Raw genomic sequence first — 21,985 nt, 5'->3', positions numbered from 1 at the left:
CGCCCGTCCGGTGCCCGCGCCGAAGGGGTTTCGATGACGAGGTGCCGGCGATCAGTCGGTCGGGGGTCGGGCGGACTTCAGCAACAGCGCGGCGATCTCGGATCGATCGGCGACGCCGAGCTTGGCGCACGCCCGGTAGATGTGGCCCTCGACGGTACGGACCGACACCGTCAGTCGCTCCGCGATCTGCTTGTTGGAGAGCCCGGCCGCCACCAGGTTCGCGATCTCGCGTTCGCGGGTGGTCAGCGGAAGAGGTTGGGCCGCTTCGATCAACGCCGGCGTCCGGAGGCCACCGCATTCGGCCGCCAACCGATTGGCGACCGCGGCGGACGCGACGGTGGCCGAGCGCGAGCCGGCGGCCTCGTGCAGGACGCTCGCCTGTGCAGCCGCATCCGCGGCCGACAGCAGGTACCCGAGCGCCTCGAACTCCCCGGCGCACAGGTCGAGTTCGACGGCATCGCCGGCGGCGAGCGCCTCCGCGTGACTCGCATAGGCCGCGGCCAACGGCCCGTCGAGCCGCCCGGCGAGCTCCCGGAGGCGGCCGGCGGCGGACGCGTCGCCGAACCGGGCGGCCGAGTGCAGGGCCTCGGCCTCGATGGCGAACTGCCCCGTCGCACGTGCGTCGGCCGCCGCGGTCTGCGACGTCTCGACGGCGAGCGACACGGTGCCGGCCGCGGCCTGCTGCCACGAGCGCGCAATCGTCAGCATCGGCCCGAAGACGGCGATGTGTCGACCGAACTTGCGGTCGGCCTTGCGCAACGCCTGTTCCGCGGGTTCGATACGACCGCCCGCGCTGAGCGCCTGGACCAGGTAGAACTGCGCCGGATAGTTCCACGATTCGGCGGCGCCGTTGCCGCTGTCGAGGGTGGCCAGCGTCTGCTCCATACGCCGGGTCACCGCGCTGCTGTCGCCGCGCGCCATCTCGACCACGGACACCAGGATGCCGGCCATACCCCACCCGAGATACTGGCCGACGTTGGAGAACCGCACATACCGTTCCGTGCGGGCGGAGGCCTCGTCCAGCCGGCCGGTGAGCGTGAGGGCCAGGATCTCGCCCAACCCGGCCGGGAATCGCAGCAGGCCGTCGGTCGTCGCCTCCGCGATCCGAGCGCGCGCGGCCAGCGCCGCGACCTCGTCCCCCCGTCCGGACAGCGCCCGTGCGAGACCACCGCCGAAGACCGCCCACTCGACCGCCCACGGCGACGGACTCGGCGCGTCGAGGACCTCGTCGGACAACGCGATCGCCTCGTCGACGCGGTTCTCGAAGATCGCGCACACCGACGCGACGCCCTTCACCACCAGCGCCAGGTACGGATCGGTGACCCTCTCCTGCAGCATCGCGAGGATCTCGTCGGCCCGATCGGCGTCTCCCAGCGCCCAGAAGATCGTCGCGAATCGCACCATCCCCCACGGCAGCAACTCGATCTCGGAGAGGTCGTCGGGCCGGAAACCGGCGAGGACCGCGTCGGCCTCACCCGCATGGCCCTGCCACATCAGCGCCCGGGCGAGCGGTTCGGCCGACTCGAGGCCGCCGCCGCCCACGGCGACCGCGGCCCGCGCGAAGCGCTCCCCCAACGGCGCGTTGGCGAATCCGAGTGCGTCCCGCGCGGCGGCGCTCATCAGGGTCGGGTCGAGGGCGACGTCGCTCTCGAGCGCGAGATCGGCGAGCCGGATCCGCTCGGCGGCGCTGTCGGTGCCACGCGACTGCAGCGCGGTGACCAGCCGTCCGCGGAGCCGTCGACCCGACGCGAGCCCCAGCCGATGCCGGATCACCTCACCGAACAGCGGATGGTTGAACGCGACGTTGAGCCGGCGTCCGTCGCGCAGGATGCGGACCAGCCCGGCGATCTCCGCCTCCTCCACCGCCTCCTCCCCGGCCAGGTCGGAGAGGACATCGATGTCGAGTGGCTCGCACAGCGCCAGATACTTGAGGACGGTGAGCACCGAGTCGTCGAGCTGGTCGATCCTGTTCTCGAGCAGCGAGGCGAGTTCCGAGGTGATGGCCGCCCGGCCGCGCAGTTGCCACACACCGTTGACCTGGCGCAGCGTGTCGGCCTGCCGGGCACCTTCCACCAGATGGCGCAGGAAGAGCGCGTTGCCGCCGGAGGCCTCCCACATCAGATCGGCCGACAGTCCCTCGAGCTGCCCGCCCAGCACCGACTCGATGAGCTCGACACTCTGATGTTTCGTGAACGGCGACAACGTGATCCGGGTCAGATGGTTGTCCTTCCACAGTGAGGTCACGGCGTCAGGCACCGACTCACCACTGCGCACCGTCGCGACGATGTGCACGGCGCGGTCGATGGCGAGCTGATGCAGCAGCGTCGCGGACAGTTCGTCGAGGAGGTGCGCGTCGTCGACGCCGATCACGACATTGCCGTCGGCGAGCAGGGATTCACGTGCCGCGGCCAGATAGGTCACCGGGTCACTGGTGGTCGCCGGCCCGACCAAGTGGGCGAACACCCCGAGCGGGATGCTGCGGGCCGACTCGGTGCCCGCGACCCAGCGCACCCCACCGTCGAGCGCGGCGGTGACATGGCGGGCGAGGGTGGTCTTGCCGACCCCCGAATCCCCGGTCAGCACAACGCCACACGCAGCCGTCTCACCGCGCAGAGCGGCCGCGATGATGCGGAACTCCTTCTCGCGCTCGACCAACGGCCAGTTCGACGACATGGCCAAATGTTAGTCCGTCTGCCCAGTTCACGGGGCATTCACCGAGACTTCTGAGTACGTGCGTTCCCAGAGTCGTCGGCTCAGGCGTCGCGACGATCCGTCACCACGATCCCGATCGCGAACACCGCCACCGCGAACACGGCGAAGTAGATCAGGGAGCCGTAGGCGTTCCAGTGATAGTCGGTGTCGTCGAGTGTCCCGTTGAGGAACCGGGAACCGTTCGCGAACGGCAGGAACGGCGCGATATGCGGGCCGACCTTCGGCAGGATGGTCAGGATCGTCTCGACGGCCAGATTCCAGATCAACACGATCACGATCGCCCCGGCCGTGTGCCGCACGATGGCCCCGACGCCCAGGCCGATGAGGACATACAGGGCGGCGATGACCGGGGTGCCCCAGATCTGCCGCAGCACCCCGCTGTCGCCGAGTTCGATGCCGCTCGACGCTCCGGCGAGCGCGCGGACGAGGATCACCCCGAGTGCGGCGAGCACGACGGTGACCACGATCGCGAGTCCGCCGAACACGGCCGCCTTTGCCAGCAGCACATTCGACCGCTTCGGCGTCGCCTGGAAGGTCGTGCGGATGGTCCCGAACCGATATTCGCTGGTGACCGCCAGCACGGCCATGATCATCAGGACGAGCACGCCGATGGCGTTCAGCCCGACCAATGCCGTCCAGGCGGCCTCGCCCGGCGTGGGCGCCAGCTGCCCGCTGGTGGTCGCACCGGTGAGGCCGGCGACCCCGATCGCGAGGACGGCGACGACGGCGATACACCAGTAGGGCGACCGGGTGGAGGTGAGTTTGATGCGCTCGGCGTTCATCACGGCGATCATTGCCGGCCCCCCTGTCCCCACTGGCCTGGATGCACCGGCCCCGGCGCGGGCGGCCCGCCGCCCTGGTATTGCACCGCACCCGCGGTCATCGACATGAAGACCTCTTCCAGTGATGCGCTCGTGCTCGTGAGTTCGTGCAGCACGATGCCGGCACGGCCCGCGATGTCGCCCACCTGCTCGGTGGAGACGTCGGTGATCGACAAGGTCGGCCGCCCGTCGGGGGTGGCACCGGGCACCACGGCAAGACCGGCCTCGGCGAGGACGCGGTGCAGATCGGGGAGCTGCGGGCTCCGCACCCGCACGCTGCTCGTCGCCCGGCTGGTGAAATCGGTGACCGAGCTGTCGGCGATCAGACGGCCCTGCCCGATGACGACGAGATGGTCTGCGGTGAGCGACATCTCGGTGAGCAGGTGACTCGACACCAGCACAGTGCGGCCCTCGGCGGCGAGGTGGCGCATGAATCCGCGGATCCAGACGATGCCCTCGGGATCGAGTCCGTTGACCGGTTCGTCGAACAGCAGGGTGTGCGGATCGCCGAGGAGTGCCCCCGCGAGACCGAGACGCTGCTTCATGCCCAGCGAGAATCCGCCGGCACGTTTGGCCGCGACACTCGACAGACCGACCAGGTCGATGACCTCGGCCACGCGGCGAGCCGGGATGCCGTTGGAGGCGGCCATCCAGCGCAGGTGCGAGCGCGCGCTCCGGTTCGGATGAATCCACGCGGCGTCGAGCAGCGCGCCGACCTGCCGCAACGGGTGGTCGAGTTCGCGGTACGGGCGACCGTCGATGGTGGCGGTACCGGCCGTCGGCCGGTCGAGTCCGAGCATCATCCGCATCGTCGTGGACTTGCCTGCCCCGTTGGGTCCGAGGAATCCGGTGACCACACCGGGCCGGACATCGAAGGTCAGATCGTCGACGGCACGCACCTGCCCGAAAACCTTGGTCAGATTCTCGACTTTCAGCACACCACGACCATAGCCACGATGGGCGCCGGCGGGACGGATGCACACGCAGGGTGGGTAACGTCGGACAGGTGTCGGTCACCTTTGCCGTGCTGCTCTGGCCTGTCGACGGGCGATCAGCGGAGTTGCATTCCTACGAAGACGACGTCCTGCGATTGGTGGACGAACACCGAGGTCGCGTCGTCACCCGGGTTCGCAGCGTCGACCCCGACGACACGCACCCCGGCGAGACACAGATCATCGAGTTCGACGACGATGCCGCGTTCGAGTCCTACATGGCCGATCCGCGCCGGGCCGCGATGGCCGGACGTCGGGACGAGTGTGTCGCCCGCACGCAACTCTGGCGGGTCGACGCGGACTGATCCGGCCCCACCGAGCCTGCGCAGACTCGACTACTCCCGTACCGGAGACGACGCCTGCGCCCAGAATCGTTTGGGCATGCGGCCGGCGCCGGCCGCATGACGGCCGGCGATCACGGCGTGCCGCATCGCGGTGGCCATCCGCTCGGGGTCGTCGGCGCGGGTCACCGCCGAGGCGAGAAGCACTGCATCGCAGCCCAGTTCCATCGCGAGCGCGGCGTCACTGGCCGTACCGATCCCGGCGTCGAGGATCACCGGCACGCTTGCCGCGGCGACGATCATCTCGATGTTGTGCGGGTTGGCGATGCCCAGCCCGGTACCGATCGGCGAGCCCAACGGCATCACCGCGGCCACCCCCAGGTCCTGCAGGCGCGCGGCCAGCACGGGATCGTCGTTGGTGTAGGCCAGGACGGCGAAACCGTCGTCGACCAGAGCCCGTGCCGCGTCGACCAGTTCGATGGCGTCCGGCAGCAGGGTCCGCTCATCGGCGACGACTTCCAGTTTCACCCAATGGGTTTCGACGGCCTCCCGGGCGAGCTGTGCGGTCAGCACCGCTTCGGCCGTGGTGCGGCAGCCGGCCGTGTTGGGCAGGATCGCGATGTCCAGGCGGCGCAGCAGTTCGACCATCCCGGTGCGCGACTCGGGGCTGACCCGACGCAGCGCGACCGTGGTGAGTTCTGTACCCGAGGCGACCAGCGCCCGCTCCAGCACAGCGAGATTGGCGGCCCCTCCGGTACCCATGATGAGCCGCGACGTCAGTTCCCGATCGGCGATCCGCAGGGGTGCATCCGTCGCCGCGGCGATCCCGCTAGCCACCTTGCACCGCCGTGACGATCTCGACCTGGGCATCGTTGCACAGCAACCGATCCCACCGGCCGCGCGGCACCACCTCCCCGTCCACCGCGACCGCGATCCCGCGATCCGGCAAGCCCAGCACCGCGACCAGGTCGCGCACCGATGCGTCGGGCCGGAGATCGGTTGCCTCCCCGTTGACGACGATGGTCATCATCGCTTCACTCCTCCGGTGGACGTGGCCACCTCGTCGCGGCCGGCCTCGGCCGGCCCGTCCAACAGCGTCATCACCCTGTCGGCGGTGTACGGCGCCAACAGGATTCCGTTGCGGCCGTGGCCGGTGGCCACGACGACCCGCTCGTCCACGCGCCGGATGATCGGCAGTCCGTCGGCCGAGCACGGGCGTAGGCCGGCACCGGCCTCGGTCAGTTCGTAGGTCCGCAGGCCCGGCATCAGCTCGAGCGCGTCCGCGAGCAGGTCGGCCACGCCGCCCACCTCGGGCAGTGCGCTCGCCTCGTCGAACGGCTCGTATTGGGTTGCACCGACGACGATTCCGTCGTCGCGCGGCACCAGGTATACGGACCGGCCGTGCAGCCGCGCACGGATCACGCGCGACGGCGGCGGCACCGACCAGCGGGTGCGCCGCAGCCGGAGGATCTCCCCTTTGGCGGCATGCAGCCGGACGTCGGGCACCAGCGAGCGGGTGCCGAGCCCCGCGGCGACGAGTACGTCGTCGGCCGCGAGGGCGCCCAGATCATCGACTCGCTGCTCGACGACCTCGCCTCCTGCATCCAGCAGCGCCGCCCGCAACCGGTCGATCAGGCGCCGATTGTCCACGGCACCTTCACCGACGGCCAGGTAGCCGCTGTGCATGCGCGAGCTGAGTCCTGGTTCCATCCGGCGGATCTCCGCGATGCCGACCGGCCGGAGGTCGTCATGCGCCCGCGGCTGTCGGGCCCAGACGAACTCCGCGAGCGTGGACAGGTGTTCGGCGTCGGTCGACGAGCCCGCGACGAACAACGAATCGGCGGCGGCCGACACGGCCGGGTCACCGAGGCGCGCGAGGAGGTCGGGCCAACGGCGAACGGAGTCGACCGAGAGCGCCAGCAACTCATCCTCACCGGGGTGGCCTTCACCGAGTGAACCGAGCATCCCCGCGGCGACCCACGCCGCGCGCGCATGTGGGCCCGCGTCGTACACGCACACCCGACGGCCGGCGTCGGCGGCGGCAAGTGCACAGGTCAGCCCGATGACCCCGCCGCCGATGACGGCGAGTGCCCGCGGGCGCGGATCAGATCGGTGAACGGTCACGATGACGGCATCCTTCCTTCGCCGGCATTACCCGGATCAGGTCAAACGGTCAGCGGGGGCTCGACCCGCACTCTCAGCCCGCCGTACCCCGGGCTCCCGTGTCTTGCCCGCCACACTACCGTTGCGACGGTGACAACCTCCATCGGGACATCTCCGCGGGGCCCGCGGTACGACCGTCTGTCATCGGCTCGCCTCTACCTCTGCACCGATGCCCGGCGGGAACGCGGCGACCTGATCGACTTCGTGTCGGCGGCGCTCGACGGCGGCGTGGACATCGTGCAGATCCGTGACAAGGGATCGGCCGGCGAATCGGCCTTCGGCACGCTCGAGGCACGGGAGGAACTGGCCATCCTCGCTCGATTGCGCCAGGTCACGCGCGAGCGCGGCGCACTCCTCGCGGTCAACGACCGGGCCGACATCGCACGACTCGCCGGTGCCGACGTGCTGCACGTCGGACAGGGCGATCTGCCCGCCGCGATCGCGCGGGAGATCGTCGGTCCCGACGTCGTCATCGGACTGTCGACCCACGACGCCGACCAGATGCGCGGCGCGATCGCCGACGCCGACGTCGACTACTTCTGCGTGGGTCCCTGCTGGGCGACCCCCACCAAACCGGGTCGCGAGGCCGCAGGTCTGGACCTCGTCCGGGCCGCCGCGGCCGCTGCGCCGGCCAAGCCGTGGTTCGCGATCGGTGGGGTCGACGCCGACCGGTTGCCCGAGGTGACCGCCGCCGGCGCCGAACGAGTCGTCGTGGTGCGGGCGATCACCGGCGCCGATGATCCGCGTTCGGCGGCCGCACACCTCGTCGCCGGTGTCACCGCACGGCCGATCAGGTGACGAACGTGACCGCCTCGTCGAGGTCGGCGCGTGTCGTACGGAAGGTGTTCACCGGCGCTTCGGTATCCGGGTAGCCGAACGAGATCCCCGCGACGACCTGCCGATCGTCGGCGATGTCGAGATGGTCTCGCAGGACGCCGGAGTACGAGGCGAGTGCGGCCTGGGGCGCGGCGCCGAGGCCGAGCGCCTGCGCGGCCATCAGGAAACTGCCGATGTAGAGCCCGCAGTCGACCGCCCCGTAGGTACCCAACGACGCGGTGGTGGTGATGATCGCGACATGCGGCGCGTCGAAGAGTTCGAAGTTGCGGCGCATCTGCATGAGCTTGCCGACCTTGTCCTCGCGCGTGATGCCGAGGGTCTCGTACAACTGGTGTCCGCACTCCCGCCGACGTGCCTGATAGACACCCTCGTACCCGGGCGGCCAGTCGATGTCGGTGGAGATGGCGCCACCCGCGTCGACATGGCCGAGCAGGGTGTCGCGCAGCCGCGTGGTGGCCGCGCCCTCGGTCACGTGGACCTGCCAGGGCTGGGTGTTGCACCACGACGGCGTGCGCTGCGCCAGCCGCAACAGTCGCTCGAGCTCGGCTCGCGGGACCGCGTCCGGCAGGAACTGCCGACAGGTCCAGCGGTCGTCCATGATCTGCTCGAGTGCCGCCATCGCATCGACGGCATGGGTCATCTCGGTCTGCGTCATCTGATCCACCTCCGCGGTCTCATTTCGAGACCTGACGCTACCCGAGGCGGTCTCATTTTGGAACCATCGGGCGTAGAATGCCGATCATGCGCTACGAGGAGCTCGCCGACGAGCCGTGCTCGATCACCCGGCCGCTGGTGATACTCGGTGACCGATGGACGCTCCTGATCATGAAGTTCGCCTTCACCGGGGTGCGACGCTTCACCGCTTTCCACTCCGCGATGGGCATCTCCCGTGGCCGTCTGCAGGACCGCCTCGACCGGCTCGTCGAGCACGGATTCCTGGTGAAACACCGACCCGACGGCGCGGCCCACGAGGAGTACCGGCTGACCCCGAAGGGCCACGACGTCTATCCGATCCTCATCGCGCTGCGCGACTTCGGCGACAAGTACCTCGCACCGGACGGCCCGCCGGTGCACTACCGGCACCGCGACTGCACCGGCGAGGCCCACACCCACCTCGAATGCGACGGATGCGGTGTGGAGATCACCGCCCGCGACGTCGTGCCCGAGCCGGGCCCGGGCTTCCCCGTCGCGTACCGATGAAAGACGTTTGCCGTCGCGACCGCGGCGGGTCTAGGCTGGCCGACACCATGTTGTGCATGCAGAGCGCCCTCGTAACCCGCCGCAGCGGGGTCTGATCTGACCGACCCCCCGCTGCGGGGTCGTTGCGCTGTCTGCCCGTCGGTCACCGAGTTGTCGACCGAAACGAAACCTCGAGATGCACAACCTTCATCTTTCTCACCAATCCTGGCCGTATGAGACGTCCCGGGATCCGTTCGCCACACGATTCGGCTGCGCACTCCCGCGCGGCATCCGCGAGGAGGCATACGGAATGACCTGGCAAGGATTCACCGACGAGTACGCACCCACCGGCGGTATCCGCCTCGGCGCCTGGAGCGTCGAGGCCGGGCGCGAGGACATGGTCACCTGCCGGGCCACCATCGCCGACGCGGATCGGATCGTGTCCCTGCAGGCCAGCGCGTCCGGGCCGATCGGCGCCATGACGTCGATGCTGCACGACATCGGCGCGCCCGTGCAGATCGTCCGACTCCATCAGCGATCGGTCGACGGCGTGATCACGACGTTCCTGCTGTGCGAGCGCGACGACCGGCAGTGCTGGGCATATGGCAGCGGGGACTCCGCCGACGAGGCCAACGTCAACGCCCTGATCGCCGGCGCGAACCGCCTTCGGGTCAGCTCTGCGGGTCGAGCGAGCTGATCCGCTCGCGCAGGCCGGGCCAGGCGGTGCCGAACGCGGGATGCAGTGGCAGCCCCTCGACGTCACCCTCGGGTACCCACCGCAACTCGGCGGACTCCCCGTTGGCGATCGTGTGCACCGGCCGATCGGTCTCGGCGATCACGGTGGTGTAGGTCCACCCGCTGGGGGTCTGATGGGTGACCAGCGCCGCGACCACCCGCAGGTCGGTCCCGCCGATGCCGGCCTCCTCGTCGGCTTCGCGGATCGCCGTGTCGATGGCGCTCTCGTGCGAATCGCGTGCGCCGCCGGGCAGACCCCATGTCCCGCCCTGATGCGACCACACCGCGCGATGCTGCAGCAGGATCGACATCGAACCGTCCGACAGCGGTGCGCGCAACAACAGGCCCGCCGCACCGTTTCGTCCCCAATAACGCGAGCCGTCCGGATCGATCACCCAGCCGTCACCGTCTCCGCGCACGCCGCCTCCTGCTGATCTCTCCACCCCGAAATGACCCCAGACATCTCCACGGTATGTGAGTGCCGTGACAGTGGCCAGAGGGACGCGATGGCCGACACCGCACCGGATCGGGACACGGCACCGCAAGTCGAGCCGCGCGGACAGGCGAGGACTAGGGTTGAAACAGGTGGTCCGCACGCCGATCCCGGTCGAGGTCGGGTGTCTCGACCGCCCGGATTCGCGGCCCTCGGGGTGAAACATGTGAGCCGCCCACGACGACAGACGAGGTGGAGATCGTGAGCCCGACGCCGGTGTCGCCGGCACTATCGGAAAGAGACGCCGCCACCATGGAGAGTTCGGAAGGAACCTGACGTGACCGGCGACGTCTCGCCCATGCGGACCGCGCTGACACGTGCGGGCCGCACGATCCGGCCCAGTCCCACCTCCCCACCGATCCGGCAGGTGCTCTCCGAGCGACGCGATCTGGTCACCTCCGCACGGCAGCGCGCGCAGTCCCCGTTGAGCACGCTGCGGCACTACGCGGTGACGAGCCCCGGCAAACTGGTCATCATCCTCGTGCTCCTCGCGATCATGTGCGTCGCGACCGGTCTGTACGCCTCGACGACGCTGGAGAAGCGCACCGAGACCCTGCGCGAGATGATCGACCACACCGAGCCCCTCGCCGAGGCGTCCCAGGTCCTCTACAGCTCGCTCTCCATCGCCGACGCCGCCGCCAACTCCGCGTTCATCTCGGGCGGCCTCGAATCTCCGGAACTGCGCACCAGATACTCCGACGCGCTGGCCACCGCGTCGTCCTCGTTGATCATCGCGGCGGGCACCTCACAGCCCGACGAGGCGGAGCCCACCGTGACCGAACGCAAGATCGACGCCGATCTGCAGACCCTCGCCGTCAGCATCCCCGTCTACAGCGGACTGATCGAGATCGCGCGGACCAACAACCGGCTCGGCAACCCGGTCGGCTCCACCTACCTCGGTGAGGCCTCCGCCCTGATGCAGGACCGAATCCTGCCCGCCGCCCAGCGACTCTACGAGCGACGGTCGATGGCCATCGCGGATCCGCAGAGCGCGCTCACCGTGCCGCCGTGGGGTGTGTACACGGCGCTGATCATCCTCATCGTGGGACTCGTCGCCACCAGCCGCTACCTCGCACGACGGACCCGACGCAAGTTCAACATCGGTGTGCTGGCCGCATTGATCGCCGTCGTGGTGGGGACCGTGTGGCTGCTGGCATCAGGTCTGATGTCGGTCGCGGCCACCAACAACGCGCGCATGGACGGCGCCGATCCCCTGCGCGAACTCACGTCCGCGCGCATCCTCACCCAGCAAGCCCGGTCCGCGGAGACCCTGTCGCTGGTGCGGCGTGGCGATCAGGGCGACCTCGACCGTAAGTTCAGCGAGACGACCGGGGAGATCGCCCGCACCCTCGATCGGGTGAAGAGCGAGGACGGGACGGGTACCGTCACCGATTCCCAGCTGTACAACGCCAATTACGTGCTGAATCAATGGCGTGAACGCGATGCGCAGGTGCGCGCCCAGATGAGTGCCGGCGACTTCGCGCAGGCGCGGGTGAAGACGATCGGCGACGGTCCGAACTCGACGGCGCAGGCGTACGGCGACCTCGACCGTGCGCTCGTCGACACCATCACCACCACCCGGACGTCGTTCCGCGACGACATCAACACCGCGCAGCGAGTGCTCGGCTACACCGGCACCGGCATTCTGTTGCTGACGCTGTTCGCCGCCGCGGCGGTGGTGGTCGGCTTGATCCCTCGTATCCGGGAGTACCGATGATGCGACGACGAAGCCAGGGAGCCGGACACGGCGACGGCACGCGGCGCGTGCTCGTCGCGATCGTGACGGGCCTGGCGATCTGTGCGACGGCCACCGGGTGTGTGCGCTTCCCGGCGCCCCCGTCGCCGCCGCCGGTCGCGTTCGGTGTACAGCCCACACCGCAGGGCGCGGAGCCGGATGCGGCTCGGGAACCCGCGCCGAACTCGCAGACCTGCGACGCCACCGTGAGCCTGCGTCCCGGCCCGATGCCGGTACCGGCCCAGATGCCGATCCGCACCACGATGGCCGACATCCTCGGCCGCGGGCGGCTGATCGTCGGCCTCGACATCGGCAGCAACCTGTTCAGCTTCCGCGACCCCATCACCGGCGACATCCAGGGTTTCGACGTCGACATCGCCCGGGCGATCTCCCAGGCCATCTTCGACGATCCGAACACCATCGAATACCGGGTGCTGAGTTCGGCCGAACGGACCGAGGCCCTCATCGACCACTCGGTGGACGTGGTGGTCAAGACGATGAGCATCACGTGCGACCGGCTGCGCGACGTCGCCTTCTCCAGCCCGTACTACGTTGCTTCGCAACGCATCCTGTCCACCCGGAACTCCGGCATCGACGGGCCCGCCGCGTTGGCGGGCAAGCAGGTGTGCGCGGCCCGTGGCGCGACGTCCATCGGTCGCATACAGTCCATCGCACCGCGTGCCAGAATGGTCACCACCACCACGTGGGCGGACTGCCTGGTGATGATGCAGCAGGCGCAGGTCGATGCGGTCACCACCGACGACGCCATCCTCGCGGGGCTTGCCGAACAGGATCCGTGGATGCAGTTGGTGGGCCCGAGTCTCGGCGAGGAGTACTACGGGGTCGGCATCCCGAAGGGGCAGGACGACATGGTCCGCTTCGTCAACGGGGTGCTGCAGCAACTGCGGGTCAGCGGCCGGTGGCAGCAGATGTACGACCGCTGGCTGTCCATCCTCGGGCCGGGCAACGGACCGCCACCACCGGTCTACCGAGACTGATACACCCACCGACAGAACAGGACGAGAACCCGGGGACCCAGATGACCGACCACGAGAACCGCACCGACACAGCACCTCCCGATCAGGAGGTGGGAGCGGTCGACGTCGGCACGCAGGCGGCCACCCGCGACGAACTCGATGTCGGCACGCAGGCCGCGAGCCGCGATGACCTCGATGTCGGCACCCAGAAAGCGACTCTCGACGACCTCGACGTCGGCACCCAGAAAGCGACTCTCGACGACCTCGACGTCGGCACCCAGAAGGCCAGTCAGGCCGACCTCGAGGCGGCCGCGGCGGCGGACGACCAGAGCGGGGACGCGCCGACCGATCGCGTCTCGGGACGTTCCGGTCCGACGATCCCCACCGATGTCACGTCGCTCGGCTCCAGCCGTCGCCTGGTGCCGCGCAATCGTTCGATGGTTCACGATCGCCGACTGGGCAGCGGCCTGGTCGAGTTGCCGAAGATCACCGACATCGAGCCGGCCGACGCGGTGCTGAGCCATCCGATCATCGCCGAACGCAAGCGCACCTGCTGGCGGTGCGGAAAGCCGGTGGGGCGCAGCGTCGGTCCGGGCAAGGGTGATCTCACCGGCGAATGCCCACACTGCGGTGCGCGCTATTCGTTCGTCCCCGGCCTCGAGCGGGGAACGCTGGTGGCCGAGCAGTACGAGATCGCCGGCGCCATCGCGCACGGCGGCCTGGGCTGGATCTACCTGGCGATCGACCGCAACGTCTCCGACCGGCCGGTGGTGCTCAAGGGTCTGCTCAACTCGTCGGACGCCGAGGCACAGGCGGTCGCGGTCGCCGAACGGCAGTTCCTCGCGTCGGTCAATCATCCCGGCATCGTGAAGATCTACAACTTCGTGGAACACGTCACCGAGTACGACGACCGGTTCGGCTACATCGTGATGGAGTACATCGGCGGGCAGACGCTCAAACAGATCACGGCCGGTGACGATGGCGACGGCGACCCGAGCGCGCCCGCCGGACTGCTGAGCGTCGAGAACGCGATGGCTTACATGCTGGAAGTGCTTCCTGCCGTGGGGTATCTGCACTCGGTCGGTCTCGTCTACAACGACGTGAAGCCGGAGAACATCATGATCGGCAGCGACGAGGTGAAACTCATCGATCTCGGCGCGGTGTCCCCGATCAACGGCTACGGGCACCTGTACGGCACGCCGGGGTTCCAGGCGCCCGAGATCGTCAAGACGGGCCCGCAGGTGGCCACCGACATCTACAGCATCGGGCGCACGCTGGCTGCGCTGACCGTCGACATGCCCAAGAAGGACGGCCGCTACCTCGATGGCCTACCGTCGCCGGAGGACACCCCGGTCTTCCGTGACAACCCGTCGTATTACCTTCTGCTGCAACGTGCCACCGCACCCGACCCGGCAGACCGGTTCGCCTCGACGAACGAGATGACCACGCAGGTGCTCAACGTGCTGCGTGAGATCGTCGCGGTGCACACCGGTGTGCCCCGGCCGTCGCTGTCCACGGTGTTCACCCCGCAGCGGTCCACCTTCGGGACCGATCTCCTGCTCGCACCGGTCGACGGCTTCTTCGATCCGGAGCAGGCGGCGTTCTACGATCCGGTCGACATCGCCCGCGCATTGCCGCTGCCCCTGGTGAACCCGATGGACCCGGCGGCCGGATTGCTCACGTCGGCGGCGCTGTCCGACCCGCGCCAGACGCTCGACTCGATCCATGCCGCCCGCGCCGACGGCTTCTCGTCGATGCTGGGCACCTCGAGCGACGATCGTCACCCGTCACTGGAGATCGACCTCGCCGAGGCCCGGGCCCATCTGGAGCTCGACGATGTGGACACCGCACTCACCCTGCTGCGGGATGTCTCGGCGCACCATGGTGATTCGTGGCGGGTGCAGTGGTACATGGCGATCTGCGCGCTGATGAACGACGAACCGGAACTCGCCTATGAGCGCTTCAGCGACGTCCTGCAGGCGATGCCCGGTGAGGTCGCCCCGAAACTGGCCGTCGCGGGTACCGCCGAGCTGATCGGGCGGTGGCTGTCCGACGAGTCGTCTCCGTCGGCCGACCACCAGGCGCGGATCACCGAATTGTTCGACATCGCCGCCCACCACTATCACGACCTGTGGCTCACCGACCACGGCATCGTCACCGCCGCTTTCGGACTGGCCCGCCTGGCCGTCGCGGCCGGCGATGCCGACGCCGCCATCGCGCCGCTGGACGAGGTACCGCCCACGAGCCGGCATTTCAACACCGCCCGGGCGACCGCGGTGCTCGCGCTGGTCCACGGCCGACCGATCGCCCAGGTGTCCCGGGCGCAGGTCGTCGAGGCCGCGCGGCGGGTGGGCGTGATGCCCGACAGCGAACCACGCAAACAGCGGTTGTTGCTCATCGTCCTCGGGACCGCCTTGGGCTGGGTGCACGAGAACCCGGACGCCGATCCGTCGCTGCAGCCGACCACCCTGCTCGGCTATCCTTTCACCGAGCAGGGATTACGGGCGGGAACCGAGCGCTGTCTGCGCCTGCTCGCACGGCAGACCCGGGTCAATCGCGCGCATCGGTTCATGCTCGTCGACCTCGCGAATTATGTTCGGCCGGATACGTTGTTCTGAGGTTCCGCCGGGCGCGCGGCGTCAGAGCTCCGCGACGACCTCCGCGGACTGCCGCGCGATGGCCAGTTCCTCGTTGGTCGGCACCACCAGCACCTCGATCGTGCTCTCGTCGGCCGAGATCCGGCGGGCGTGCTTGCCACGCAGCGCGTTTCGCTCGTCGTCGATGATGATGCCGTAGTTCTGGAGGTCGGCCAGCGCGTCCGCCCGGACGCCCGCGGCGTTCTCCCCCACTCCCGCGGTGAACGTGATCGCATCGACGCGGCCGAGTTCGATCATGTAGGCACCGATGTAGCGGCGCAGCCGGTGGATGTAGACGTCATAGGCCTTGCGCGCACCGTCATCACCCGCCGCGATCTTCTCTGTGATCGCCCGGAAGTCGTACTCGCCGCACAGCCCCCTGAGTCCCGACTGCTTGTTCAGCAGCGTATCGATCTGGTCCACACCGAGTTTCGCGACACGATTCAGGTGCATCACGATTCCGGGATCCAGATCGCCACTGCGGGTACCCATCACGAGCCCTTCGAGTGGCGTCATCCCCATCGACGTGTCGATCGGGCGGCCGCCCGCGATCGCGGACGCCGACGCCCCGTTACCCAGATGCAGCACGATCTGATTGAGGTCACCGACCGGGCGGTCGAGGAAGGCAGCCACCTGTTCGGACACGTATTCGTGGCTCGTACCGTGGAATCCGTAGCGGCGGATCGCGTGCAGGCTCGCGACACCACGGTCGATCGCGTACGTTGCCGCGGCATCGGGCAGCGAGTGGAAGAACGCGGTGTCGAAGACCGCGACCGACGGCACGTCCGGTAACAGCGACCGTGCTGCCTCGATCCCGATGAGGTTGGCCGGATTGTGCAGTGGCGCAAGCGTGGAGATGCGGCTGATCTCGGCGATGACCTCGACCGAGATGAGTGTCGGCCGGTAGAAGGTCCGCCCGCCGTGCACCACCCGATGGCCGACCGCCCGTAGACCCGCGGTCCGCAGGTCCGTGCCGTGATCGGCGAAGAACCGCATCGCCCGCTCGATCGCGGCGTGGTGATCGGGCAGTGGCAATGACTCGGTGATCTCCTCGCCGTCCTGCTCGTGGGTGATCGACGATCCCTCGTCGCCGATGCGTTCGGCGATGCCGTCGGCCAGAACCTCTTGCGTATCAGGGTGGAGCAGTTGATATTTGAGCGACGACGACCCGGCGTTCAGGACCAGAACCGCGCCGGCGGCCGCCGTGCTCACGCCGTCGCCTCCGGATCGGGGATCGCCGGTTGGTCCTGGGCCTGGATCGCGGTGATCGCCACCGTGTTGACGATGTCGGACACCAGGGCTCCGCGCGACAGATCGTTGATCGGTTTGTTCAAGCCTTGCAGCACCGGTCCGATCGCGATCGCATTCGCACTGCGCTGCACCGCCTTGTAGGTGTTGTTGCCCGTGTTGAGGTCGGGGAAGATCAGCACCGTCGCCTGCCCCGCCACCGGCGAGTCCGGCATCTTGGTGGCCGCCACGCTCGGTTCGACGGCCGCGTCGTACTGGATGGGCCCTTCCACGAGGACCTCCGGGGCCCGATCCCGCACGAGATCTGTTGCCACCCGGACCTTGTCGACGTCGGCGCCCGACCCGGACTGCCCCGTCGAGTACGACAGCATCGCCACCCTCGGATCGATGCCGAACTGCGCGGCCGTCTGGGCGGAGGAGATGGCGATGTCGGCGAGCTGCTCGGCGGTCGGGTCGGGCACCACGGCACAGTCGCCGTAGGCGAGCACCCGGTCGGCGAGACACATGAAGAAGACACTCGACACCGTCGACACACCGGTCTTGGTCTTGATGATCTCGAAGGCCGGGCGGATCGTGTGCGCGGTGGTGTGGACCGCCCCGGACACCATGCCGTCGGCGATCCCGGTGTGCACCATCATCGTGCCGAAGTAGGAGACGTCGCGCATGGTCTCCGCAGCGCGTTCATGGTCCATCCCCTTGTGCTTGCGGAGGTCGGTGTAGATGGATGCGAACTCGTCGAGCAGGTCGGAGGTGGCCGGGTCGATGACGTCCACCCCGTCGAGGTCGAGACCGAGTTCCTGTGCGCGCGTGCGGACCACGTCCTCCGCGCCGAGCAGGGTCAGCTTGGCGACGCCGCGCCGTAGCAGGCGTCCGGCGGCCCGCAGGATACGGTCCTCCTCGCCCTCCGGCAGCACGATGTGTTTGGGCGCCGACCGGGCGCGTGCGATGAGGTTGTATTCGAACATCTGCGGGGTCACCACGGACGGCGTGTGGACGTCGAGGACCTTCATGACCGCCTCGGGGTCGACGTGCTCCTCCATCAGGGCGAGTGCGGCGTCGATCTTGCGCGCGGACCCGACACCGACCCGACCCCGGGTATGGGCCGCGGTCCGTGCCGTCTCGTAGGTGCCCTGCTCGCAGGAGATGATCGGTAACGTCGGCTTCAGCCCGCTCACGAGGGCGTCGATCATCGGATGTGGTCGCAGCCCACCGTTGAGGATGATGCCGGACAGCCGCGGGAACCCTTGCGCGGTATTGGCGTTCACCAGTGCGAGCAGGACGTCGGAGCGATCCGCCGGGGTGATCACCACCGTTCCGTCGGTCAGCCGCTCGAGGATGTGCTCGACGGTCATCCCGCCGACCATCACCTTGAGCGCCTCGCGATCGAGGAGTTCCTCGTCGCCGCTGAACATCTCGGCTCCCAGTGCCTCCCTGAGCTCGGCCATCGTCGGGGCGAACAGCACCGGATCCTCGGGCAGGCACCACGTCGGGACACCGGTCTTCTCGACCTCCTTGCCGATCACCGTCATCCGCTCCGGTTCGCACCGGTTGACGACGATGGCCGCGGTGGTGGCGTGCAGTGCGCTGATCTCGGCGAGGAGAAGTTCGGCGAGACCGTGCAATTCGGCCGGGGTGCGATCGGTTGCCTTGATGGCCAGGATGATCGGTGCGGACAGATTCGCCGCGATCCGCGCGTTGAAGCTCAGCTCGGACGGGTTCCCGACGTCGGTGTAGTCCGAGCCGATGATCAGGACAGTGTCGCAGCGCGCCTCGACGGCATGGAAGCGGGCCACGATCTCGCCGATCGCACCCTCGGGGTCGGCGTGCACCTGGTCGTAGGTGACGCCGATGCAGTCCTCGTACGGCAGGTCGACCGACGCGTGATCGATGAGGAGTTCGAGGATGTAGTCCCGTTCGCCGGCCGCGGCGCGGGAGATCGGCCGGAAGACACCGACCCGCCCGCCGGTCGCCGACAGCAGGGCCAGCAGGCCCAGCGCCACCGTCGACTTCCCGGTGTCCCCCTCCGCGGAGGCGATGTAGATGCTGCTCGACGTCACGGTGTCTGCACCCATGGCGACCAGCCTATCGGCCGGAACCCGAATGCATGTCGTGAGTCGCCCCGAGGCTCGCGTGGAGACTCAGATCAGGATGCCCGGATTGCAGACGCCCGCCGGGTCGAGCGCGACCTTGACCGCGCGCAGGGCGTCGAGTGCCAAGTCCCCGATCTCGGCGTGATAGGTCGCGCGGTGATCGCGGCCCACCGCGTGGTGATGGGTGATGCTCGCGCCCGCGGCACGGATCGCGTCGTTGGCCGCGGTCTTCGCAGCGGCCCACTGCGCGATCGGGTCGTCGGTCTGCGGACAGACCACGGTGAAGTAGAGCGAGGCACCGGCGGGGTAGACATGGCTGATGTGGCACATCACCAGCGGTGCGGTGCCTGCGGCGGTGAGGGTGTCGGTCAACGCCGCCGTGACCAAGACCTTCAGGTCGGCGAGACGCGACCAGTAAGTGACGGTCTCGAGCGTCTCCACCAGCACGCCGGCATCGAGGAGCGGATCACGCAGGTAGGGCGCCCGGAATCGGCCGGTCCGCCACGACTCTCCCGGCCCCTCGCCCATCGAGACGCCGCCGGCCCGCTCGAGCACCGCGGTGACGGCCGCATGGCGGGCCTCCACCTCGTCGTGCGCACCCTCGACGCCGATCACGGCCAGGCATCCGCCCGTGGGTCCGGCCGCGTCGGTCCCGCCGGCCCCGTCCGGATCGGCGAGATTGATCGCGGTCTCCATCTCGTCGGACAGCCGCAGCACCGTCGGCATCGGCCCGTCCTGCGCCAGCGCGCGCAGCGCCGCGGCACCGGCGTCGAAGTCGTCGAAATGCCAGCCTTCGAACACGCGATGGTCGGGCACCGGATGGACCCGCACGGTGACCTCGGTGATGATGCCCAGAACCCCTTCGGAACCGAGCACCAGGTGCCGCAGGTCGGGGCCGGCAGCCGACTTCGGCGCCGCGCCGAGTGCGATGGTGCCGCGTGGCGTCGCCAGAACCATGCCCTCCACCATGTCGTCGAAGCGTCCGTACCCCGCCGACGATTGCCCGGCCGAGCGGGTCGCCGCATAGCCGCCGATACCGGCGCCGGCATAGGACTGCGGGAAGTGGCCGAGGGTATAGCCCTTGGCGCGCAACAGTTCTTCGGCCCGCACGCCACGCAGACCGGCCTGCAGGGTTGCGGTGCGCGAGATCTCGTCGATGTCGACGAGCTCGTCGAGCCGGGCGAGGTCCACGGTGACGACCCCGGCGAATCCGGTCCGATCGGGCGCCAGACCACCGACCACCGACGTCCCGCCGGTGAACGGCACCACTGCCACCCGATGCTCGGCACAGATCTCCAGCACGCGGAGCACATCGTCGTGCGAGCCGGGCGTCACGACGACGTCCGGCGCATCGGTGCCGTCCCCGCTGCGGAGCGCGAGGATGTCGGGCGTCGAGTATCCCCGGGTGTGATCGATGCGCGAGCGGTGATCGTCGATCACATGATGCTCGCCGAGCGCCTCCACGAGCGCCGAACGGGCGTCCACCGGTAGCTGCGGTTCGGCGAGCACGACGTCGTCGGGGGCCACACCCCGTCGCTCGGTGCCGTCGGCGCCGACCAGCGCGGCCGCGGCCGCCGGGAGCTCGCCGGGCGTCGCGGGGTCGCCCCATCGTGGCCTGCGCAGATGCACCACCGGCAGGGCGGTCTCATCGGTTCTCGGTGAATCGGCGTGGATGTTCATGGCGACCGGCCTCCTCGGGTGCGTTACACATTCACCCTAACTGTCACGCGGCCGGGGAATGGCGCGACCCCGGAACTCCACGCGAAGCGCGCCGCCCGACCGCCTCACCTCACGATCGCGCGGACGACGAGATCGGCGATCTCCTCGTCCGAGAGAGCGCTGTCGGGGATCAGCATCAGCGAGTAGATGGTGCGCACCAGGAACTCGGCGGCCCCTTCCGGACCCGGGTACAGCCGATCACCGATCTCCGGCTGCAGATCCGGCAGCGCCTCGGCGACGATGAGGTGGATCAATGTCGGTCCGGTCGCATCCTTGGTGGCGACGAGGGAACGGACGATCTCCTCCGGTTCGTTGCGCAAAATGTATTGCAGCGCTTCGTGTTCGCGAATGTAGGGCAACACGTGGAGAATCTGCGCACGCACCTTGCCGGGCGCGTCGGGAGCCGTGTCGGCCCACTCGCGCAACTTCACCCGGAGCGTCGCGACCTCCCGCTCGACGATCGCCGCGATGAGCGCGTCCTTGCCGCCGAACATCCGATACGCCGTCGCACGGGCCACACCCGCCTGACGCGCCACGGATGTCAGGCTCAGCGCCTTGGCGCCGAAGCGCGACATCAGGGCCACCCCGACGTCCACCATGCGGTCACGATCCATGGTCATCAACGGTATCCGACCAGCTCCGTCGCCCATATCGGACGGTGCTGCGGGTGGCGTCAGCGAGCGGGTGTGGTCGTCGTGGTCGTGGTGCTGTCGGGTCCGTCAGGAGATGGCGTCGTCGGGCGCGGGATGAACGGACGGAACTCACGGGTCGTCGTCGCAGGAGGAGTCGTCACAGTGGGCGTCGTCACAGTGGGAGTCGCCGACGAGGACGGACGCACCCGCGGCACGGTCAGTGTGGGCGTGGATCTGTCCGGGGGTGCCGGGCGGACGAACCGCGGCCCACTCGACGTGGTGCGTTCGGGCGCGGCGAAGTGGGCGGTGAACACCGCGGTGCGGGAGATCTCCTTGGCGACGGGCACGGCGCTCTGACAGTCGACGACGTACGCCTGCCCGCCCGACAGCGCCGACGTCGCGCTCAGCACCCCCCGCGCGCCCGGCCCCATGGTCGTGCTGGCGGTCGGCGACTGCGCGCCGACGCGACCCAGGGTGCAGACGACCGGGATCGGGCGAACTCCGTTGTTGCGCAACTCGACCCGCACGGTCTTGCCGTTGATCACGACGCCGCAGTCAGGTGCCGGACCGAAGCCGTCGAAGCTCCCGCACGACGAACGGGCGAGATTCGGCGCGGCAGATGTCGGCGAGGGATCGACCACGACCATGGTGATCCCGCCGGCCGCGGCGACAACGGCAGCGGCGGCGATGGGTACGGTCAGTTTCCGCATGCGGGGACTCCTCGAGTTCTCCGAT

At 69.0% G+C, this 21,985-nt stretch carries 20 protein-coding genes and 1 riboswitch; of the genes, 7 read left to right on the top strand and 13 right to left on the bottom strand.

The window, feature by feature from the left end:
• Window positions 1-51: 51 nt before the first annotated feature.
• The 3 genes from D7316_RS20300 to D7316_RS20290 all read right to left on the bottom strand — a co-directional run bounded on the left by D7316_RS20300 (window position 52) and on the right by D7316_RS20290 (window position 4,471).
• A complete protein-coding gene (locus D7316_RS20300) occupies window positions 52-2,673 on the bottom strand; it encodes a helix-turn-helix transcriptional regulator (protein ID WP_124709860.1) in 2,622 nt (873 codons plus the stop codon).
• A gap of 80 nt (window positions 2,674-2,753) precedes the next feature.
• Entirely contained in the window at window positions 2,754-3,506 is a 753-nt protein-coding gene (locus D7316_RS20295; protein ID WP_124709859.1) for an ABC transporter permease, read from the bottom strand.
• Window positions 3,503-4,471 (bottom strand): ABC transporter ATP-binding protein, encoded by a 969-nt coding sequence (locus D7316_RS20290; RefSeq protein WP_124709858.1) that lies wholly within the window; start codon window positions 4,469-4,471, stop codon window positions 3,503-3,505. The genes D7316_RS20295 and D7316_RS20290 overlap by 4 nt, the downstream gene beginning before the upstream one ends.
• 68 nt (window positions 4,472-4,539) lie before the next feature.
• Between D7316_RS20290 and D7316_RS20285 the strand changes: the two genes are divergently transcribed.
• Window positions 4,540-4,830, top strand: a complete 291-nt coding sequence (locus D7316_RS20285) for a DUF1330 domain-containing protein (RefSeq protein ID WP_124709857.1) — start codon at window positions 4,540-4,542, stop codon at window positions 4,828-4,830.
• 30 nt (window positions 4,831-4,860) lie between these two features.
• Here the strand turns inward: D7316_RS20285 and thiG are convergent, their stop codons facing one another.
• The 3 genes from thiG to D7316_RS20270 form a co-directional block, all read right to left on the bottom strand.
• Complete coding sequence (gene thiG / locus D7316_RS20280; protein WP_197718276.1) at window positions 4,861-5,676, bottom strand: thiazole synthase; 816 nt, start codon at window positions 5,674-5,676, stop codon at window positions 4,861-4,863.
• Window positions 5,636-5,833, bottom strand: a complete 198-nt coding sequence (gene thiS, locus D7316_RS20275; RefSeq protein WP_124711466.1) for a sulfur carrier protein ThiS — start codon at window positions 5,831-5,833, stop codon at window positions 5,636-5,638. The genes thiG and thiS overlap by 41 nt, the downstream gene beginning before the upstream one ends.
• Window positions 5,833-6,930, bottom strand: a complete 1,098-nt coding sequence (locus D7316_RS20270) for an FAD-dependent oxidoreductase (RefSeq protein ID WP_124709856.1) — start codon at window positions 6,928-6,930, stop codon at window positions 5,833-5,835. The genes thiS and D7316_RS20270 overlap by 1 nt, the downstream gene beginning before the upstream one ends.
• A riboswitch (TPP riboswitch) is annotated at window positions 6,927-7,040 on the bottom strand. It overlaps the preceding gene by 4 nt.
• A gap of 19 nt (window positions 7,041-7,059) precedes the next feature.
• On the opposite strand from D7316_RS20270, the gene thiE reads away from it, so the two are divergent.
• Complete coding sequence (gene thiE / locus D7316_RS20265) at window positions 7,060-7,767, top strand: thiamine phosphate synthase (RefSeq protein ID WP_124709855.1); 708 nt, start codon at window positions 7,060-7,062, stop codon at window positions 7,765-7,767.
• Here the strand turns inward: thiE and D7316_RS20260 are convergent.
• Window positions 7,760-8,461 carry a nitroreductase gene (locus D7316_RS20260; RefSeq protein WP_232016995.1) on the bottom strand — a complete coding sequence of 234 codons (702 nt, stop codon included), beginning with the start codon at window positions 8,459-8,461 and terminating at the stop codon, window positions 7,760-7,762. The two genes, thiE and D7316_RS20260, sit on opposite strands and share 8 nt — an antisense overlap.
• 86 nt (window positions 8,462-8,547) lie before the next feature.
• Between D7316_RS20260 and D7316_RS20255 the strand changes: the two genes are divergently transcribed.
• Window positions 8,548-9,006 carry a winged helix-turn-helix transcriptional regulator gene (locus tag D7316_RS20255; RefSeq protein ID WP_124709854.1) on the top strand — a complete coding sequence of 153 codons (459 nt, stop codon included), beginning with the start codon at window positions 8,548-8,550 and terminating at the stop codon, window positions 9,004-9,006.
• Window positions 9,007-9,295: 289 nt separating this feature from the next.
• Window positions 9,296-9,682 (top strand): hypothetical protein, encoded by a 387-nt coding sequence (locus tag D7316_RS20250; RefSeq protein WP_124709853.1) that lies wholly within the window; start codon window positions 9,296-9,298, stop codon window positions 9,680-9,682.
• Here the strand turns inward: D7316_RS20250 and D7316_RS20245 are convergent.
• Window positions 9,657-10,139 carry an NUDIX hydrolase gene (locus D7316_RS20245; protein WP_124709852.1) on the bottom strand — a complete coding sequence of 161 codons (483 nt, stop codon included), beginning with the start codon at window positions 10,137-10,139 and terminating at the stop codon, window positions 9,657-9,659. The two genes, D7316_RS20250 and D7316_RS20245, sit on opposite strands and share 26 nt — an antisense overlap.
• A 351-nt stretch (window positions 10,140-10,490) precedes the next feature.
• On the opposite strand from D7316_RS20245, the gene D7316_RS20240 reads away from it, so the two are divergent.
• From D7316_RS20240 to D7316_RS20230, 3 genes are read left to right on the top strand one after another with little or no spacing between them, the layout of a single operon-like run.
• Complete coding sequence (locus D7316_RS20240; protein WP_124709851.1) at window positions 10,491-11,930, top strand: hypothetical protein; 1,440 nt, start codon at window positions 10,491-10,493, stop codon at window positions 11,928-11,930.
• The gene (locus D7316_RS20235) at window positions 11,927-12,946 is read left to right on the top strand and encodes a glutamate ABC transporter substrate-binding protein (RefSeq protein ID WP_197718275.1); all 1,020 of its coding nucleotides are present in this window, start codon (window positions 11,927-11,929) and stop codon (window positions 12,944-12,946) included. Before D7316_RS20240 ends, D7316_RS20235 begins: the two co-directional genes overlap by 4 nt.
• A 41-nt stretch (window positions 12,947-12,987) precedes the next feature.
• Window positions 12,988-15,543 carry a serine/threonine-protein kinase gene (locus D7316_RS20230; protein ID WP_124709850.1) on the top strand — a complete coding sequence of 852 codons (2,556 nt, stop codon included), beginning with the start codon at window positions 12,988-12,990 and terminating at the stop codon, window positions 15,541-15,543.
• 21 nt (window positions 15,544-15,564) lie between these two features.
• Here D7316_RS20230 and D7316_RS20225 read toward each other — a convergent pair whose 3' ends face one another.
• The 5 genes from D7316_RS20225 to D7316_RS20205 form a co-directional block, all read right to left on the bottom strand.
• Entirely contained in the window at window positions 15,565-16,773 is a 1,209-nt protein-coding gene (locus D7316_RS20225) for an acetate kinase (protein ID WP_124709849.1), read from the bottom strand.
• A complete protein-coding gene (gene pta / locus D7316_RS20220; protein WP_124709848.1) occupies window positions 16,770-18,881 on the bottom strand; it encodes a phosphate acetyltransferase in 2,112 nt (703 codons plus the stop codon). The genes D7316_RS20225 and pta overlap by 4 nt, the downstream gene beginning before the upstream one ends.
• 66 nt (window positions 18,882-18,947) lie before the next feature.
• Window positions 18,948-20,579, bottom strand: a complete 1,632-nt coding sequence (locus D7316_RS20215; RefSeq protein ID WP_124709847.1) for an FAD-binding oxidoreductase — start codon at window positions 20,577-20,579, stop codon at window positions 18,948-18,950.
• 104 nt (window positions 20,580-20,683) lie between these two features.
• Window positions 20,684-21,232, bottom strand: coding sequence for a TetR/AcrR family transcriptional regulator (locus D7316_RS20210; protein ID WP_124709846.1), 549 nt, complete (start codon window positions 21,230-21,232; stop codon window positions 20,684-20,686).
• 59 nt (window positions 21,233-21,291) lie between these two features.
• The gene (locus D7316_RS20205; protein ID WP_124709845.1) at window positions 21,292-21,960 is read right to left on the bottom strand and encodes a hypothetical protein; all 669 of its coding nucleotides are present in this window, start codon (window positions 21,958-21,960) and stop codon (window positions 21,292-21,294) included.
• Between the last annotated feature and the right edge of the window lie 25 nt (window positions 21,961-21,985).

It is taken from the genome of Gordonia insulae (genome assembly GCF_003855095.1).
Classification (GTDB): domain Bacteria; phylum Actinomycetota; class Actinomycetes; order Mycobacteriales; family Mycobacteriaceae; genus Gordonia; species Gordonia insulae.
Note: the sequence above shows the minus strand (reverse complement) of the source record. Positions and strands in the feature narration are given on the sequence as shown.

Coding starts and splice junctions, on each gene's coding strand:
- D7316_RS20230 (WP_124709850.1), top strand. CDS start 12,988: ATGACCGACCACGAGAACCGCACCGACACAGCACCTCCCGATCAGGAG.
- D7316_RS20255 (WP_124709854.1), top strand. CDS start 8,548: ATGCGCTACGAGGAGCTCGCCGACGAGCCGTGCTCGATCACCCGGCCG.
- D7316_RS20210 (WP_124709846.1), bottom strand. CDS start 21,232: ATGGATCGTGACCGCATGGTGGACGTCGGGGTGGCCCTGATGTCGCGC.
- D7316_RS20260 (WP_232016995.1), bottom strand. CDS start 8,461: ATGACGCAGACCGAGATGACCCATGCCGTCGATGCGATGGCGGCACTC.
- thiG (WP_197718276.1), bottom strand. CDS start 5,676: ATGCCCAGGTCGAGATCGTCACGGCGGTGCAAGGTGGCTAGCGGGATC.
- D7316_RS20235 (WP_197718275.1), top strand. CDS start 11,927: ATGATGCGACGACGAAGCCAGGGAGCCGGACACGGCGACGGCACGCGG.
- D7316_RS20295 (WP_124709859.1), bottom strand. CDS start 3,506: ATGATCGCCGTGATGAACGCCGAGCGCATCAAACTCACCTCCACCCGG.
- D7316_RS20300 (WP_124709860.1), bottom strand. CDS start 2,673: ATGTCGTCGAACTGGCCGTTGGTCGAGCGCGAGAAGGAGTTCCGCATC.
- pta (WP_124709848.1), bottom strand. CDS start 18,881: ATGGGTGCAGACACCGTGACGTCGAGCAGCATCTACATCGCCTCCGCG.
- D7316_RS20205 (WP_124709845.1), bottom strand. CDS start 21,960: ATGCGGAAACTGACCGTACCCATCGCCGCCGCTGCCGTTGTCGCCGCG.
- D7316_RS20215 (WP_124709847.1), bottom strand. CDS start 20,579: ATGAACATCCACGCCGATTCACCGAGAACCGATGAGACCGCCCTGCCG.
- D7316_RS20250 (WP_124709853.1), top strand. CDS start 9,296: ATGACCTGGCAAGGATTCACCGACGAGTACGCACCCACCGGCGGTATC.
- thiS (WP_124711466.1), bottom strand. CDS start 5,833: ATGACCATCGTCGTCAACGGGGAGGCAACCGATCTCCGGCCCGACGCA.